17 protein-coding genes are annotated in these 16,194 nt (G+C 69.6%); 2 read left to right on the top strand and 15 right to left on the bottom strand.

From position 1 onward, the window contains the following. Positions 1-39 precede the first annotated feature (39 nt). The 13 genes from RBS12_RS18850 to RBS12_RS18790 all read right to left on the bottom strand — a co-directional run bounded on the left by RBS12_RS18850 (position 40) and on the right by RBS12_RS18790 (position 11,977). Positions 40-1,215, bottom strand: coding sequence for a cytochrome P450 (locus RBS12_RS18850; protein ID WP_307967698.1), 1,176 nt, complete (start codon positions 1,213-1,215; stop codon positions 40-42). Then, positions 1,212-1,919, bottom strand: a complete 708-nt coding sequence (gene bioD, locus RBS12_RS18845) for a dethiobiotin synthase (protein WP_307967697.1) — start codon at positions 1,917-1,919, stop codon at positions 1,212-1,214. Before bioD ends, RBS12_RS18850 begins: the two co-directional genes overlap by 4 nt. After that, a complete protein-coding gene (locus RBS12_RS18840; RefSeq protein WP_373886560.1) occupies positions 1,916-3,061 on the bottom strand; it encodes an 8-amino-7-oxononanoate synthase in 1,146 nt (381 codons plus the stop codon). Before RBS12_RS18840 ends, bioD begins: the two co-directional genes overlap by 4 nt. An 8-nt stretch (positions 3,062-3,069) precedes the next feature. Beyond that, positions 3,070-4,392, bottom strand: coding sequence for an adenosylmethionine--8-amino-7-oxononanoate transaminase (locus RBS12_RS18835; protein ID WP_307967695.1), 1,323 nt, complete (start codon positions 4,390-4,392; stop codon positions 3,070-3,072). Then, positions 4,389-4,607, bottom strand: coding sequence for a hypothetical protein (locus tag RBS12_RS18830; protein WP_307967694.1), 219 nt, complete (start codon positions 4,605-4,607; stop codon positions 4,389-4,391). The genes RBS12_RS18835 and RBS12_RS18830 overlap by 4 nt, the downstream gene beginning before the upstream one ends. A 16-nt stretch (positions 4,608-4,623) precedes the next feature. Then, a complete protein-coding gene (bioB, locus tag RBS12_RS18825) occupies positions 4,624-5,697 on the bottom strand; it encodes a biotin synthase BioB (protein ID WP_307967693.1) in 1,074 nt (357 codons plus the stop codon). Positions 5,698-5,927: 230 nt separating this feature from the next. Then, positions 5,928-6,452, bottom strand: coding sequence for a flavin reductase family protein (locus RBS12_RS18820; protein WP_307967692.1), 525 nt, complete (start codon positions 6,450-6,452; stop codon positions 5,928-5,930). Position 6,453: 1 nt separating this feature from the next. Continuing rightward, positions 6,454-6,810, bottom strand: a complete 357-nt coding sequence (locus tag RBS12_RS18815; RefSeq protein WP_307967691.1) for a cupin domain-containing protein — start codon at positions 6,808-6,810, stop codon at positions 6,454-6,456. A 1-nt stretch (position 6,811) separates the two neighbouring features. After that, positions 6,812-8,317 (bottom strand): 4-hydroxyphenylacetate 3-hydroxylase N-terminal domain-containing protein, encoded by a 1,506-nt coding sequence (locus RBS12_RS18810; protein ID WP_307967690.1) that lies wholly within the window; start codon positions 8,315-8,317, stop codon positions 6,812-6,814. Beyond that, on the bottom strand, positions 8,314-8,997 hold the full coding sequence (locus tag RBS12_RS18805) for a DUF2848 family protein (protein WP_307967689.1): 684 nt from the start codon (positions 8,995-8,997) through the stop codon (positions 8,314-8,316). The genes RBS12_RS18810 and RBS12_RS18805 overlap by 4 nt, the downstream gene beginning before the upstream one ends. 41 nt (positions 8,998-9,038) lie before the next feature. Further along, entirely contained in the window at positions 9,039-9,836 is a 798-nt protein-coding gene (locus tag RBS12_RS18800) for a carbon-nitrogen family hydrolase (RefSeq protein ID WP_307967688.1), read from the bottom strand. Between the two features lie 34 nt (positions 9,837-9,870). Beyond that, complete coding sequence (locus tag RBS12_RS18795) at positions 9,871-10,545, bottom strand: GntR family transcriptional regulator (RefSeq protein WP_307967687.1); 675 nt, start codon at positions 10,543-10,545, stop codon at positions 9,871-9,873. A 73-nt stretch (positions 10,546-10,618) separates the two neighbouring features. Then, positions 10,619-11,977: an MFS transporter gene (locus RBS12_RS18790; RefSeq protein WP_307967686.1), complete on the bottom strand. Its 1,359-nt coding sequence runs from the start codon at positions 11,975-11,977 to the stop codon at positions 10,619-10,621. 147 nt (positions 11,978-12,124) lie between these two features. On the opposite strand from RBS12_RS18790, the gene RBS12_RS18785 reads away from it, so the two are divergent. Both RBS12_RS18785 and RBS12_RS18780 read left to right on the top strand, forming a co-directional pair. Then, positions 12,125-13,183 (top strand): AraC family transcriptional regulator, encoded by a 1,059-nt coding sequence (locus tag RBS12_RS18785; protein ID WP_307967685.1) that lies wholly within the window; start codon positions 12,125-12,127, stop codon positions 13,181-13,183. 112 nt (positions 13,184-13,295) lie between these two features. Next, positions 13,296-14,018 (top strand): alpha/beta fold hydrolase, encoded by a 723-nt coding sequence (locus RBS12_RS18780; RefSeq protein WP_307967684.1) that lies wholly within the window; start codon positions 13,296-13,298, stop codon positions 14,016-14,018. 47 nt (positions 14,019-14,065) lie between these two features. Here RBS12_RS18780 and RBS12_RS18775 read toward each other — a convergent pair whose 3' ends face one another. Continuing rightward, the gene (locus RBS12_RS18775) at positions 14,066-14,827 is read right to left on the bottom strand and encodes a copper homeostasis protein CutC (RefSeq protein ID WP_307967683.1); all 762 of its coding nucleotides are present in this window, start codon (positions 14,825-14,827) and stop codon (positions 14,066-14,068) included. A 94-nt stretch (positions 14,828-14,921) separates the two neighbouring features. Next, a complete protein-coding gene (locus tag RBS12_RS18770) occupies positions 14,922-16,169 on the bottom strand; it encodes a PTS transporter subunit EIIC (protein WP_307967529.1) in 1,248 nt (415 codons plus the stop codon). Between the last annotated feature and the right edge of the window lie 25 nt (positions 16,170-16,194).

The following is a 16,194-nucleotide window of genomic DNA, read 5'->3' as shown; positions in this document are numbered from 1 at the left end:
TGTATTCCCGTGCGGAGCGTCATGCCGGGTCGTCGGGAATCATGAGTCCCCCGTAGGGCCTTTGACCGTGACTGCCCGCGGCGCCTGGAACGAGAGCAGCCGCAGCCACTCGGGGGAGGCATCGGCGAGCCGGATGCGAGGGAGTGCGGCGGCGGTCTCCTGGACGACGACGGCGGCCTCGAGTTCCGCGAGTTTCGCGCCGAGGCAGCGGTGGATCCCCGAGCCGAACGCGAGGCCGTAGTCCGTCGGGCGGCCGGGGCCGCCCACCCCGTGGTTGCCGGTCAGCTCCAGCAGGATCTCTGCACCGGCGGGGATCGTCTCCCCGCCGAGCGTCGTCTCGCGAGGCGTCACTCGGCGCCACGTCGGCACCGAAGACTCGGTCGCGAGGACGTGCCGCACCGCCTCGCGCGCCCGCGCAGGATCACATGCCTCCGCCCATGTGACCGGGCACGATCCCTCCAGCGCCCGGAACAGCACGGAGCTGATGAGCTGCGTGGTGGTTTCCTGCCCCGCGATGAGCAGGAAGTAGCCGAGCGAGCAGATTTCCGGTGTCGTGAGGCCGTGCTCATCGAGGGCCGCGAACAGGTTCCGCGAGCGCGCCGCGACCGACCGACGCACGAGGTCCCGGAGCCAGTCATAGAACGCTGCCGCGCTGCGGGCGAGCTCGAGCTGCCGCTCGGGGTCCGGCCAACCCCAGAACAGCTCGAGGGATTCGCGACTCCACGCCTTGAGCGCCCCGAGTTCGTCGGCGGGGACGTCGAGCCCGAGCAGTTCGAGCATGAGGACGGCAGGCGGAAGCGCGGCGACGGTGTCCACGAGGTCGACGCGGCCTTCGAGGGCACCGGCGGGCTGGCTCAGCCGCGCGGCCGCCGTCCGCGCCGACTCCCGGGCGAGCTCGCGGATCCGGGGCTCGATCGCCGCGACGGTCGCCGGGGTGAAGAAGCCCGCGACTACCTTGCGGACCCCCGCATGGGAGTCGGTGTCGTTGCTCGCCAGAATCGGCGGGAGCGCGAAGCGCGCGCGCTGCAGCACACGGAGCGATGACCCCGTGAGCGGCGTGACCGCGACGAGCGCATTCGCCGGGCTGAAGTCCCCCGGCCGGTGCAGGACGTCCCGGACGAGCCCGGGGTCCCGCACCACGCGGAAAGGGCTGAGGCGTGCAGCGCTGGTGGATGCGGCGCGGGGGGACGAGGCACTGGGAGATACGGCGCTCATGCCGGCACCAGCCCCGCAAGCCACACGGCCGCCCGCTCGCTGAATTCCTCGGACGTCAAATCCGACGCCCCTTCCGGGATGGCGCCAACGAGCGGGACGTCGCCACTCGCGAGCCGAAGCATGTTGTCCCGTTCTGCAAGGCCCGGCTTCCGCGGGCGCACGCCGAGGACGAGCCCGAGAACGCGCAGTCCGCGCCGCTCGAGCGCCTCAAGGGTGAGTGCGGTGTGATTGAGCGTGCCGAGCGCCGCCCGGGTGACGACGACGACGCCGGGCCGGGTACCGCCGTCGTGCGCTGCGTCGTCCACGGCTTGGGCGAGGTCGGCAACGGTGGCGCCGTCGTCATCGAGCTCGACGAGGAGGCCGCCCGCGCCCTCGACCACGACGTGATTGTGCGCGTCGGCGAGTTCGCGAATCCGGCGCACATGCTCGGAAAGGTGCGGCAGGGCAGCGCCGTCGAACTCCGCGGCGGGGCGGGGCGCGAGCGGCTCGCTGAACACGGCCCCCGCGGCGGCCGTCACGGCGCCTGCCAGTCGGCGGACCTCGGAGATGTCGGAATCGCCGTGGACGCTCCCGGTCTGCACGGGCTTGTACACGGCGACGGTCCTGCCGCGCCGCCGCAGCGCCGCGGCGAGCGCCGCCGTCGTCACGGTCTTCCCGACGCCGGTGTCCGTCCCGGTGACCACAACGATTCCGGGCAGTTTCACGATGCCTCCTCGAGGACGCCACGCAGAACGGCGATGGCGCGGCCGATGTCCGACGGCGCGAGGCCGGCGTGGGCGGTGAGCCGCAGCCGGGAGATGCCGTCGGGGACCGAAGGAGGTCGGAAGCAGCCCACCCTCACCCCGTCATGTGCCGCAGCGCGGGCCGCGGCCACGGCGGCGTCCGCGGAGGGCATCGCGATGGACTGCACGGCGCCCGCGGCGGATGGCTCAGCTCCCGCCCCCGCCCCGAGGCCGGCGAGGAGGGCCGCGGCGTTCGCGCGCACGCGTGCGGCCCGCCACGGCTCCTCCCGCACGATGCCGAGGGCCGCAAGAGCAGCGGCCGCGGACGTCGGGGCGAGCGCGGTGTCGAAGATGAACCCGCGCGAGCGGTTGACGAGGTGCTCACGCAGGGCGGCCGAACCGAGGACCGCCCCGCCCTGGCTGCCGAGTGCCTTGGACAGCGTCGCGGTGACGACGACGTGCGGGTTCCCCGCGAGCGCGGTTCCGGCAACTGCCCCGCGGCCCTCAAACTCGTCTACGCCCGCGACGCCGAGGCCGTGCGCCTCGTCGACGAGCAGCACGGCGTCGTGCTCCTCGGCGAGGTCCAGCAGGCTTGCCAAAGGCGCCGCGTCCCCGCCCACGCTGTAGATGGACTCGACGGCGATGATCGCCCGGGGTTCGCTGCGCCCCGCGAGGAGGCGCGCGGCGTCGTCAATATCGTGGTGCACGAAGGTCTCGACGCGGGACCGGCTCAGGCGGCAGCCGTCCACGATCGAGGCGTGGCACTGGTCGTCCGCGACGATGAGCGTGCCGGGCCCGCCGAGCGCCGTGATCACGCCGACGTTGGCGAGGTAGCCCGAGGAGAACACGAGGCCCGCCTTCATGCCGACGAAGGAAGCGAGCTCGGCCTCGAGTGCGAGGTGGAGCTCCGTGGTCCCGGCCACGAGGCGGGATGCGGTGGCGCCGGTTCCCCACTCCCACGCGGCCTCGGCGGCGGCCACCGCGAGGCGCGGGTCGCGCGCGAGGCCGAGGTAGTCATTGCTCGCGAGGTCGATCCCCGGCTCCCCAGCCCTCCGCGCGACCGGCCGGCGGACCAGTCCGCGGCGTACCCTGACGCTCGCCTGCTGCTCGAGCCAGCGGGTCATCGAGCGGCTCATGCGCGCACCTCGGCGTGCATTTCGGCAATGGCCCCGAGCATTCCTTCAGCGATCGTCGCGACGTCCGCATCCGTGCAGATGTACGGCGGCATTGTGTAGACGAGGTTGCGGAACGGCCGGATCCAGACGCCCCGGCGGATGGCGGCGCGCGTGAGCGCGGGCACGTCGACGGCGCGCTCAAGTTCGACGACGCCGACGGCACCGATCGTGCGCACGTCCGCCACGCCGTCGTACGCCGCGGCGCGTGCGAGGCCGTTTGCGAGCCCCGCACCGATGCGCCGCACGTCGTGCCGCCACCCGCCGTCACCGATGAGCCCGAGGCTCGCGTTAGCGATGGCGCACGCGAGGGGGTTGGCCATGAAGGTCGGGCCGTGCAGGAGCGCACCGGCCCCGCCCGCGGAGACAGTGCGCGCGATCTCGTCGTTGCACAGCATGGCGGCGAGCGTGAGGTACCCGCCCGTGAGGGCCTTGCCGACGCACAGGATGTCCGGAACGATCCCGGCGTGGTTCGCCGCGAACAGCTCGCCCGTGCGGCCGAAGCCTGTCGCGATCTCGTCGAGGATCAGCAGGAGCCCGTGGCGGTCCGCGATCTCCCGCAGGGCCCTGACGCACTCCGACGGGTAGACGAACATGCCGCCCGCGCCCTGCAGCACGGGCTCTACGATGATCGCCGCGAGCTCGTCCGAGTGGATCCGGGCGAGCCCGTCGACCGCATCGCGCCACGCGCCGATGCCCTCCGGGGTGGCGGTGGCCGCGCCGGGCGGACGCGGGGCGAACACGTTGTGCGAGAGCAGGCCGGCGAACGTCGCGTGCATGCCGTCCAAGGGGTCGCACACGGACATCGCGCCGGTCGTGTCGCCGTGGTAGCCGCCCCGGATACTCAGGATCCGCTGTCGCCGCGGTCTGCCGACGGCCGACTGGTACTGCACGGCGAGCTTGAGCGCGACCTCGACAGACACCGAGCCGGAGTCGGCCAGGAAGACCCGGCCGAGCGGCGCGTGCGACGGATCCGCCGGGGCCATCGCAAGGAGGCGCTCGGCGAGCTCCACCGCGGGCTCGTGGGTGAGCCCGCCGAACATGACGTGGCTGAATCGGGAGAGCTGGCGCCGGGCGGCGTCGTCGAGCGTGGGGTGGCGGTAGCCATGGATCGCCGACCACCAGGAGGACATCGCGTCGACCACCTCGTGGCGCGCGCCGTCGTCGTCCTTGAGGCGGAGCGTCACGCCGCTCGCCTCCTCGACCTCCCACAGCGGAAGCGTCGGCGAGGCTGGCGCGTACGGGTGCCACAGGGACGCGCGGTCCCGGTTGATCAGATTCATGGCGTCAGGCTCCCGTGCCGCGAGCATTCGGCGCTCCAGCCCAGCGGCGTCACCTGCACCTTCATGCGGCGCCCGCACTCGGCGCAGTAGCGCGGCGGCTCCATCGCGAGGCGCTCCCCACAGCGCGCGTGAACGGACCACGGCGTGCTTCCGCCCGCTTGGGCGGGCTCGTGCGCGGCGGGCTGGCCGCAGTGGGCGCAGAAGAATGCGTTCATCAGAGTGACCTCAACATCACAGGGTCTTCTGGAGTTCCCTGATGGGCATGTTGAGCTCCACAAGGAGGTTGAGGTCTGCGGTCGCGGGCCGGCCGAGCGTCGTGAGGTAGTTGCCCACGATCACGGCGTTGATCCCGCCGAGCAGCCCGTCCCGAGTGCCGAGATCGCCGAGCGTCAGCTCGCGGCCGCCCGCGTAGCGGAGCACGGTGCGGGGCATCGCGAGCCGGAACGCCGCGATGGCGCGCAGGGCGTCCTTGCCGTCCATGATCGGCTGGTTCTCGAGCGGGGTTCCCGGGCGCGGGTTGAGGAAGTTGAGCGGGACCTCATCCGGCTCGAGCGCCGCGAGCTGGGCGGCGAGCTCGGCGCGCTGCTCAACGCTCTCGCCCATACCGATGAGCGCACCGCAGCACAGCTCCATGCCCGCTTCTTTGACCATGGCGCACGTATCGAGGCGCTCCTCGTACGTGTGCGTCGTGACGACCTCGGGGAAGTAGCTGCGAGCGGTCTCGAGGTTGTGGTTGTAGCGATGGACGCCCCATTCCGTGAGCTGGTCGACCTGCCGCTGCGTGAGCATGCCGAGCGAACACGCGATGTTGATCTCGACCTCGGCGTTGATGCGATCGATCGCGAACTTGATCTGGTTCATGAGCTTCACGTCCGGTCCGCGGACGGCGGCGACGATGCAGAACTCGGTCGCGCCCGTCGCAGCCGTTTCCTTCGCGGCCTTCACGAGCTCCGGGATGTCGAGCCATACGCCGCGCACGGGCGAATCAAACAGGCCGGACTGGCTGCAGAAGTGGCAGTCCTCGGGGCAACCGCCGGTCTTGATCGAGACGATGCCCTCGACCTCGACGTCCTCGCCGCAGTGCTCGATCCGGACCTCGTGCGCGAGCTGGAGCGCGGCGGAAATCGCCTCGTCCGGGAGGCGAAGAACCTCGAGGATCTGGGCCTCGCTCAGCCCTTTGCCGCGGCGCAGCACCTGTTCGCGGGCAGTGTCCAGAATGGCGTGGCCGGTGGATGCGGCGGCGGCAGTCGGCGCTGCCTGCGTTGCCGCCGTCGTGCTGAGGATAGCGTCGGAAGCAGTGGTCATCTCGGTACCTCCAGGTCTGTCGCTCCGGAGGCCAGCCGTGCTGGCCCGGGGGTCATGCCTGACGGTATCCGCGCTGGGCGGGGCCTATTTTGTGGAGGTCCGACAAAGGGTCGCGGAGGAAGTGTGATGACTCGCGACTCGCAATGGTGCCGCTTCCCCCACCGGTGCGGCGTGCCCCCCCCTGGGGGGGGGGCCCCGGGGCCAATTTGGGGGGCACGCGGCACTCGGTTCTAGAACATCCAGGGTACGGCGTCGTGGTTGAAGTCGCGGAAGGCCCCGAACTTCCCAGAGTAGAAGGCGAGCGGATCCCCGTCGCGAAAGCGGCTCGCGACTACCTGGCCGAACACGACCTCGTGGTCGCCGATCGTGTAGTGGTTGACGACCTTGCACTCCGCCTGGGAGAGCGCGCCCGCAATGACGGGCAGCCCGCCGTCGGTGGTGTCGAAGTCGCCGGCCTCGAAGCGCGCGCCGCCGCGCACGGCGAACTGCCGAGCGACAGCCTCCTGCTTGACCCCGAGAATCGAGATCGCGAACTTCCCGCTTCCGAGGACGGCATCCCCGGTACGCGTGGCGAAGTTCAGGGAGATCATGAGGATCGGCGGCTCGAGGCTGATCGACGTGAGGGAGTTGATCGTCATCCCCACCTGCTCGCCCTCATGCTCGGCCGTCACGACGGCGACTCCCGTGAGGAAGCGCCCCATCGTACGGCGCATCGCCGCTCCGTCCGGCTCGACGAAGACCGCTGGGACGGCCACCTCACTCGCCTCCGTTCTGGTAATAGCGGACCTCGAACATCTTGGCCCCCTCGCGGGAGACCCACGGGCCGTGCTCCATGCCAGGCGGGCGCGTGGCCCAGTCCCCGGCACGGAACGTCTTGTTCAGCCGCAGGTCCACGAACGAGCCTTCGAAGATGAACACCTCTTCCCAGAAGTCGTGGCGTAAGGCCCCATTCGGGGACGTGTCCGTGCCGGGCTCGAACCTGAGGATGCGCGTCACGGCATCGCTCGAATCGTCCCGAGCGAGGATCGCCTCGGAAAGCCCCTCGATGGGCGGGTTGCACGGCGTGAACTCGACCGCCGTCGACGGGCCGAACTCGAATTCCGGCTTCGCCATGTCAGTTCGCCTCTCCGACTCGGTCGGACGACGACGCGCGGCCGTCGATCGAATAGCCTGCGAGCCATTCATCGAGCTCCGCGACCTGGGCCTCGTAGCCGTAGTGGCGGTACGTGTAGACCCCCTTCACCACGAACGGGGCGCCCGCGTAGAAGAGCTCGTACTGCTGGTGCCGGCCCGCGAATTCCGAGCCGATGATGTCCCACGCGAGCCGGAAGAGCTTGATGCGCTCCTCGCTCGGGACGCCCGGCGAGGCGATGTAGCGCTCGACGTCGGGCGCCGTCGTCGGGCTCTTCATGTCCGCAACACCCGAGGGGAGCTGGAGCACCCCGCCGCCCACGAGGTCGCGCAGGATATTGATGACGCGCGGGTAGGTCTCGGACTGGAGGCCCATCGCGCCGTAGAGCGAACGCTTGCCCGGCACGAGCATCCCTGACGAGTCGGGGACGGCGGTGTATTCGGCCGCGAGCAGCGCGGACTCGACGGAGGAGACGATCGCCGCGAGCTCGCCGAGCTTCTCCTGCACGCCGGGGATTCGGTCCGTGCCGTTGACCTGCGTGACCTTGCGGGCGACGGCGGCGATGAACTGGAGCTTCACGGTGAAGCGGGTCTGGGCCTGCCAGTTGCCGAGCGCGTGCGCGCCCGTGTCGAAGAACTGGCGGCGCAGCGCATCGGTGTCGCGGTCGATGAAGACGCGGTCCCACGGGACGAGGACGTCGTCGAAGATCACGAGCGCGTCCGGCTCGTCGTAGCGCGTGGTGAGCGGGTAGTCGAACTCGCTCGACGTCTCGGGGCCGTACGGGCGGCGGCACAGGAACTTGAGGCCCTTCGTCGCCGCCGGCAGCGCGAAGCTGATCGCGAAGTCCACGTCGTCCGGGCCGAGGGGCTTGATGCACGTCACGAAGACTTCGTCGGCGATCGCCGCGCCCGTAGCGAGCATCTGCGAGCCGCGCACGATGAGGCCCTCCTCGGTCTCGCCCACGACGCCGACCTGGATGAAGTCGCCCTCCCAGCCGGACGCCGTCGTCGCCCGCGAATACTGCGGCGGGATGATCGCATAGGAGACGTAGAGGTCCTCGCGGAGGATGCGCTCGTAGTAGCGCCGGAGGTTGCCCGCGAAATCACGCGTCAGGCCCTCGGGGTCATTCGGGTTCGCAAACACCTCCGGGTGCGCGGCGAACGCGGCGAAGAATGTGCCGACGTGGTCGGGGCTGCGCCCCACCCAGCCGTGCGTGTGCTTGGCCCAGCGCTCGACGGCGGCGCGGCGCCGGCGCAGCTCCTCCGGGGTGCGCGGGATGCTGAAGACGAGGTTGGCAGGCGCGCCGATCTCCTCGCTGTCGTACTGCATTCCGTTCGCGGGATCAGCAGCGATGTCGAAGAGCTCGGCGACGGTGTTCGCGACGTTGCGGAAGGCCGGGTGCTCGGCGACGTTCTCAACGGCCTCGCCGTCGATCAGGACGGTGCGCCCGTCGTTGAGGGTCTTGATGTATTGATCGCCAGTCCTCATGGCTGGTTTCCCTTCGTGATGGTGTACGTGTGGTCGAGGGTCGTGCCGTCGGCGAGGGCGAGCTCGAGGCGCCATTCGGCCCCGTAGGCGAACTCGCCCCCGATGAGCGGGAGCGTCCCGCCGAGGCACACGAAGTCGCGGTCACCGAGGCCGGTGCGCGCGAGGAAGCGTTCGACGACGTCGGCCGGCGTCCGCAGGCCGTCGAGCGTGCCGTCCTGGTAGAGGCGCCCGTCGACCCACGAGCGTGCCCGCGCGCCGTCGAGCGAGAGCGCGTCGAGATCGGGCACGGGGACGACGGCGCGCGAGGCCGGCTTGGGGCAGGCCCGCTTCGAGTCGCCGATGTCGACGGTCTCGAGCCGGCGATCCGTATGGTCCGAGGCGATGCCGAGGTAGTAACGGCCGCCATGGCGGATGTAGAGAGGCTCGATCTCGCCCGAGGTCTCCGCTCCGGCAACGGCGAACGACGGCGCCGTGCTCACCGAGGAGCTTTCGACCGGGTAGAACATGGGGACCTCGGGCGGCGGCGCGACGCCGATCGCGGCGAGTTCGTCGATATGGTGCTGGACGGCGGCCGCGTCCCTGCCTGTGTACCCGGCGACGATCGCGGTGAAGTCGTCGAGAACGATGGTCTCGCCCGTTCCCGCGATCGTGAACGCGAGGGTCTGGATGTCGGTCTGCACTCGTGCGGCTCCGTTCGTCATTGAAGTGGTCGTGAGGAGAATCAGTGCGAGAGGCTCGCGTAGTCGGGGAGCCGGTCCGCGATGACCGGGAACTCGTCTCGCGTGGTCTGGACAAGGCTCGGGTCGATGGACGCGCGGAGCACCTCGTCGCCGTCGCCCGCTTCGGCGAGGACGCGGCCGGTGGGATCGACGACGCGGCTCGCGCCGCCAAGCTCAACGCCCTCCTGGACTCCCGCGGCATTGCACGCGAGCACAAAGACCTGATGTTCGACGGCGCGAGCTGACGTCAGGAGCCGCCAGTGTTCGCGGCGCGCGGCCGGCCACGCCGCGGGGACGATGACGATCTCTGCGCCGCGCACGCTCAGCTCAGACCACAGCCCGGGGAACCGGAGGTCGTAGCACGTGATTCCCGCAACGCGGCCGAACGGCGCAGCCGCGACCGGGAGCGACGCGCCGGGCGTGAGGAGCCCGGCCTCGAGGGACTGGTAGCCGAAGACGTGGATCTTCGAGTACTCGTGGACAACGCTGCCGTCCGGACCGAGGAGCACGGACGTGTTGCGGAGGGCGCCGTGCGCCGCGCGCTCGACGATGCTTCCCACGTGGACGTGGGCCCGAAGATCACGGGCGACGGCGGCGCACATCGCCACCGTGGCGCCTCCCTCGAGGGTCTCCGAGAGGTCGGGGTATTGGTCGAAGTGGAAGTAGCCCGCGCTCCACAACTCGGGGAGGACCATGAGGTCCGCCCCGGCCTGGGCGCGCAGGATGGCTTCGGCGCGGTCGATGCGCTCCGCCTGCGTCTCGCTGTCCGGGCTGGACAGCTGGACGAGGGAGATGTCCATGCGTTGCTCCTTGGTGATTGGTCTCCGCGGCCCGTCAGGGCGCCGCGATCGGTGGGGTCGGACTGGGGGTGCGCGGGGCCTTGAGCACCGTGAGAGTGGTGTCGAGGTGGCCACGGATCGCGGCCGAGGCGCGCTCGGGGTCGCCGCTGCGGATCGCCTCGACGATCGCGCGATGCTCTGCGACCACGTGATCGCTCCGGCCGTCGCTGTCGAGGATGGCCTTCACGCCCATACGGAGCTGCTTGAACCGCTGGGACTCGTAGACCTCTTCGAAGACCGGGTTGCCCGCCGCCGCGACGATGCACTGGTGGAAGCGGATGTCGCGCTCGATGAACGCGACCGGATCGCCGAGCGCCGCGGCCTGCTGCTCGAGGAACTCCTCAAGCTCCGGTCCCGGCAGCCCTGCGGCGGTGACCTTGCGCGCCGCCCAGTCCTCGATGACGCGGCGGACCTCCATCATGGCGTCGATGTCCTGGCCCGTGAGCGCGGGAACGAAGGCCCCCTTGTGCGGAACCCGGCGGACGAGGCCCGCGGCCTCGAGGCGGAGGAGCGCCTCGCGGACCGGGGTGCGCGAGATGCCCGATGCTTCGGCGATCGAGTTCTCGCTCAGGAACGCCTCTTGATCCCACGGAAGGGATGAGATCTCCTGCCTCAGCCAGAGGTAGGCGGTCTCCGGCGCCGTCTGGGCGGGCTTCTGGAAGATGCTCATCGTTGTCCTCGGTTCTCCTGGATGGTCTTGGCGGTGCCCGGCGCAGCCTCGCCGCGGCGGGGCACCCTGTGGCTCACGACGGTACGCGAGCCGTGTCGAGGTCGCTCAGCTTCACGTCCCGTGTCTCCTTCGCGAAGAGCACGGAGACGATCGAGATGGCGCCCATGGCGGCGAGGTAGACGCCGATGGCCATTCCGGTGCCGAACGCGTGATAGAGCGCAAGGGCGATGAGCGGGGCGAACGAGCCGGCCACGAGCGAGGCGAGGTTGTAGGCCACCGACGTCCCGCTGTAGCGGACATCGGTCGGGAACAGCTCCGAGAAGAAGGCGCCGATCACCGAGCTGTACGCGGCGAAGATGAGGAGCCCGCCGACGGCCGCGAGCACGATGAGGCCCGGCTGGCGCGTGTCGAGGAGCGCAAAGAAGGCGAAGGCCCAGACGACGGTTGCGATCGAGGCGCCGAGATAGATCGGCTTCCGGCCGATCCTGTCGGCGAGGACCGCGAGCGCGGGGATTGCGACGACGGCCACGCCTTGGCCGATCATGACGGCGTTGAGCCCCAGCTGCTTGTCGACCTTCAGGGCCTCGCCGAGGTAGGTGATGATGAACAGCGAATAAATGTAGAAACCCGCGTTCTCGCCCATTCGGCAGCCTGCCGCGATGAGGATTTCCCGCCAATTCCGTCGGAAGAGGATGGCGAGCGGGAGTTTGCCCTGCTGCGCATGCTGGGCCCGCTGGCTGTGTGCTTTTGCCTGTGACGCCGCGAAGAGCGGCGTCTCCTGGACGTAGAGCCGCAGCACGAGCCCGATGATGACGAGGACGGCGGAGAGGCCGAAGGCGATCCTCCATCCCCACCCGAGGAACGCGGCCTGCGGCATCGTCGCGGAGAGCACTGCAAGGACGCCGGCGGCCAGGAGGTTGCCGAGTGGCGGCCCGACGTTGGGCCACGAGGCCCAGAATGCCCGCTTCGTGCTCGTGTCGCTGTATTCGGACACGAGCAGGACGGCCCCGCCCCATTCGCCGCCGAGGGCGAAGCCCTGGACGAGGCGGAGGAACAGGAGGATGAGCGGCGCCGCCATGCCGATCGCCGCGTAGGGCGGGATGACGGCGATGAGCGCGGTCGCGATGCCCATGAGGAGGAGGCTTGCGACGAGCGTCGACTTGCGGCCGCGCCGATCCCCGAAGTGGCCCAGCACGAGCGCGCCCAGCGGGCGGACGAGGAAGCCGGCCGCGAACGTGCCGAGGGCAAGCATCGTGCTCACGAACGAGTCGGAGACGGGGAAGTAGAGCTTGTTGAAGACGAGCGCTGCGGCGGTGCCGTAGAGGAAGAAGTCGTACCACTCGACGGCGGTGCCGGCGAGGCTGGACGCCGCGACCGCGGGCATGCTCGTGTGCTTTCGGGTGCCGACGTGCTCTTGGGTCAGGTTGGTCATGGGTTCCTCCGACTCGGACGGAAGGCTGGGGGAAGGAAAGGAAGGAAGGGCAGTGATCGACGGCGGTGGCGATCCCTGTGCTGGCGGTCCCGTGAGGGCGGATCGCGACTGCATTCACACTGTAGACGAGCTGTATACAGATTGTCTATGATCGTGGGGAGAATTTTCGCGGTGGAAACAGGTGGCCGCAGTTGGTGTGATGGGGAGGTGCGAATGACCCTGACACGCATAGCCGATTGCCTCGACGGCTCGGATCGGCAGATCCTCGCCTCGTGCAGCGATCTCGATGAGGTTGTCGAAGCGTGCACTCGAACCCTGAGGCCGCATGCCCTGCGCATCCGGGATCGCGGGGCGCGGCTTGCCACGCGTCTTGCGCACCTCGAGGCAGGTCCGATGTCCCTCAACCGGCTGCGCTACGGTGCGGAGGTCGCGGTTGAGCCGGCCGCACCCGAAGAGGACACGTTTCTCATCTCGCTCCCGCTCGCAGGTCGCGCGATTTTTGCGTACGGAGCGCTTGCGGCAGAGGCCCGGCCGGGACAGGGCGTGGTGGTAGGGCCCTACGAACGGTTCCGCTTTGAGATCGACAGCGACTTCGATCAGCTCGTGCTCCGGCTCGGGCGCCAGAGGGTCGAGGAGGTTGCCCGCGACCTCTGGGGAACCGGCTCGTCCGTCCGCGTTGACCTTCCGCTCTCCCTTGGCGAGCCCACCGCATTTCTCGTGGGGCTTCTGGAGACTGCAACGAACGTGCCTCAGCTCGTTGGGTCAGTGGGTGATTCGCGGCTCGGGACTCGCCTCGAAGAGCTGATTATCGAGACCCTCCTGCTGCCGCATTCGGCTCGCATCGCATCGGACGACGGCGGTCGCGCGCGGTCGTGCCCGTCTCGCCATGTCCGAAGCGCGCAAGGTTATATGCTCGCGCATCTCGGCGAGCCGATCAGTCTCGCCTCGGTGGCGAGGCATTGCGGTGTGAGCCTGCGTGCGCTTCAGATGGCCTTTCGCCGCGAACTCGATGCGACGCCCGGTACGTGGCTTCGAGTCCAGCGTCTTGAGCGTGCCTATGGCGATCTGCTGTCGGCGGCTCAACCGGACACCACCGTGACCGAGGTCGCGCTACGGTACGGGTTCTTTCATCTGGGGGAGTTCTCGGCGGCGTTCAAATCGCGTTTCGGCGTCGCGCCGTCCGCGGTGCTCGCGGGAAAGCGCTAGCGCGGCCTTGTTCGCGAATCCGATATCGACGGTGCGCTTCTCCGATAGCTGACAGGTCATGCGCCGGGGCACGCTGTCTGGACCAAGTGGTCTGAGATAGAGGGAGCACCCCATGAAATTTGTTCTTGTGCACGGTGCGTGGCACTACGGCGAGCTCTGGGACCCCGTACGGGCTCATCTGGAGGCTGCCGGCCACGAGGTTCATACGCCGACGGCAGGTGGCCTCGGCCCCGACGATGACAAGCACGTTGACCTTCGCGGCGCGGCGAATCCCATCATCGAGTACATCCGGGCGCACGACCTCGATGACATCGTCCTGGTCGGGCACAGTTGGGGCGGCTACCTGATTTCCCGTGTGGCGATCGAACTGCCCCATCGTATCCGTCGACTCGTCTATTTCGCGGCGTTCGTCCCCGAACATGGCAAGGCGCTTGTCGACGAAGTGCCTCCGCATCTGCGCGCTGCGCTCCAGGCCAGTGCGGACGAGCGGGGCGACGGATCTGTCGTGCTTCCCTTCCCTGTCTGGCGCGACGGCTTCTTCAACGACGGCAGCGCGGAGCATGCCCGCGACGTCCACCGCGTTCTGCGTCCTCAGCCGTATGGAGCATTTACCGACCCGGCTGACATGACCGGCTGGGAGAATGTTCCACAGGCATTCACCTACCTGAACCCGTACGACGACAACGACATCACCCAAGGCGAATGGGGCCGTCACCCGCGGCTGTCGAATCGGCTCGGCGTCTTCCGGCTAGTCGGCATGGAGGGCAGCCACGAAGTGCTGCTCACGAGGCCCGCATACACTGCGGAGAAGCTCATCGAAGCCGGACGCGACTGAACCGCTCGTCGCGCACGAGCCCCGTCGAGGGCACTCGGCACGCGAGGCTACGCGCGCGTTCGGAGCGGGAGCGCGGCGGCGATCCTTCCCGCGAGGACGCGGTCAGTCGACTCGTAGTCGGGCAGGCCCTGGCCCGGTGCCGCTCGCACTCCGCTGGGGTTGACCGACTGCTTGGCCGAAACGTGGACTGCGTCGACGCCTGCGTCAAGGAGCGTCGGCAGGTCGCCGAGGCGCACGCCTCCGCCGGCCATGACCTCGACCCGGTCAACGTGGCTATGCGCCGCGGCTACCAGCCGGCGGAGGACCGGCAGCCCATGACGCCAGTCCGTCGCGCCGCCGCTCGTGAGGATCCGGTCGACACCTGCATGGCCCAGTGTCTCGAGCAGCCCCTCGGGATCGTTGCCGCCCGCGATCGCGGTATCAATCGCGCGGTGGAACGTCACCTCGGCGTGCGGGGCTGCGTCGCGGGCCGCGGCAACGAACCGCGCAAGCGCCCGCGCGTCGATCGTTCCGTGTGGGGTCAGCGCCCCGACGACGACGCCGGCCGCGCCCGCGCGCAGGGCCGCCTCGATGTCGGCCTCGGCCACGGCGGCCTCATCCTCCGTGTAGACGAAGGATCCGGGGCGCGGACGGACGAGGACGTGGACCGGGAGCCCGGTCTCGACCGCCACACGGATCGTGCCGAGGCTCGGCGTGATGCCGCCGGTCGCGCCGAGCGCGGCGCACAGCTCCACCCGCGTTGCGCCGACGGCGCGCGCCGTCAGGACGCCGTCGAGGTCTTGGACGGCGAGTTCGAGATCGATCGTCATGGGGTGTGGCGGCTTCCTGTGCGGGCGGGCGGCGGGCCCGTCGGGGCCCGCCGGGGGGTTGCGCTGTGGGTGTGGTCTCTGTGGTGGGTTGGGGTTATTTGGCTGCTTGGGTTTCGATGGTGACTTCGTCGTCTTCGCGGCCGGGGGTGCGCAGGTTCCAGCGTTTGATGACGAAGGAGAAGAGGAAGTAGTAGATGGCGGCGTAGGCGAGGCCGATGGGGATCAGGAGCCAGGCGTTGTGGGCCTTGCCGAAGTTCAGGATGAAGTCGATCAGGCCGGCGGAGAAGGTGAAGCCGTCGTGGATGCCCAGGAGGTTCACCAGGGCCAGGGAGGTCCCGGTGAGGGCGGCGTGGATGATGTAGAGGGGGAACGCGACGAACATGAAGGAGTACTCGATCGGCTCGGTGATGCCGGTCAGGAACGCGGTCAGGGCGGTGGAGAGCATGATGCCGCCGACGATCTTGCGCTGGGAGGGCTTGGCGTGGCGCCAGATGGCCAGGGCCGCGGCGGGCAGGCCGAACATCATGATGGGGAAGAAGCCGGTCATGAAGGTCCCCGCGGTCGGGTCGCCGGCGAAGAAGCGGTTCAGGTCCCCGCGCACGAGGGTGCCGGCGGCGTTGGTGTAGTCCCCGACGAGGAACCAGACCATGGAGTTCAGGATGTGGTGCAGGCCCGCGGGGATGAGCATGCGGTTGGCGAAGCCGTAGACCCCGCCGCCGACGACGGTGTTGGACGCCACGGCGGTCCCGACCCAGGACAGGGCGGCGTTGAACAGCGGGTACAGGAAGGACAGGACGACCCCGACCACGAGGGAGGTGACGGAGGTCAGGATGGGCACGAGGCGGCGGCCGGAGAAGAAGCCGAGGAAGTCCGGGAGCTTGGTGCGGTAGAACCGCTGCCACAGCCCGGCCGAGAGCAGGCCCACGATGATCCCGGCCAGGACCCCGTAGTTGATCGCGGCGGGCTTGCCGGCCGGGTCGACCTGGCCGGCCAGGACCACGGGGGACATGGCCTTGAAGACCCCGTCGATGACCATGTAGCCGACCACGGCGGCCAGGGCGGTGGAGCCGTCGGCCTTCTTCGCCCAGCCGATCGCGATGCCCACGGCGAAGATCAGCGGCAGCCAGGAGAAGACCGCGCTGCCGGCGGCGGAGATCACCGCGGCCCCGGCCGAGAACCCCGGGATCGCCCCGAGCAGGTCCGCCTGCCCGAGCCGGAGCAGGATCCCGGCCGCGGGCAGCACCGCGATCGGCAGCATCAGGGTGCGGCCCAGCCGCTGGAGCGTGGCGAAGACCGCGTTCGGCTTCTTCTCGGCCACCACGGCCGCTTCGGAGGTAGACATCGCAGGCACCTTTGCGTGAGTCGAA

Source organism: Sinomonas sp. ASV322, from assembly GCF_030908245.1.
Lineage (GTDB): Bacteria > Actinomycetota > Actinomycetes > Actinomycetales > Micrococcaceae > Sinomonas.
The sequence above is the reverse complement of the archived record's forward strand: the minus strand, read 5'-3'. Positions and strand labels throughout refer to the sequence as shown.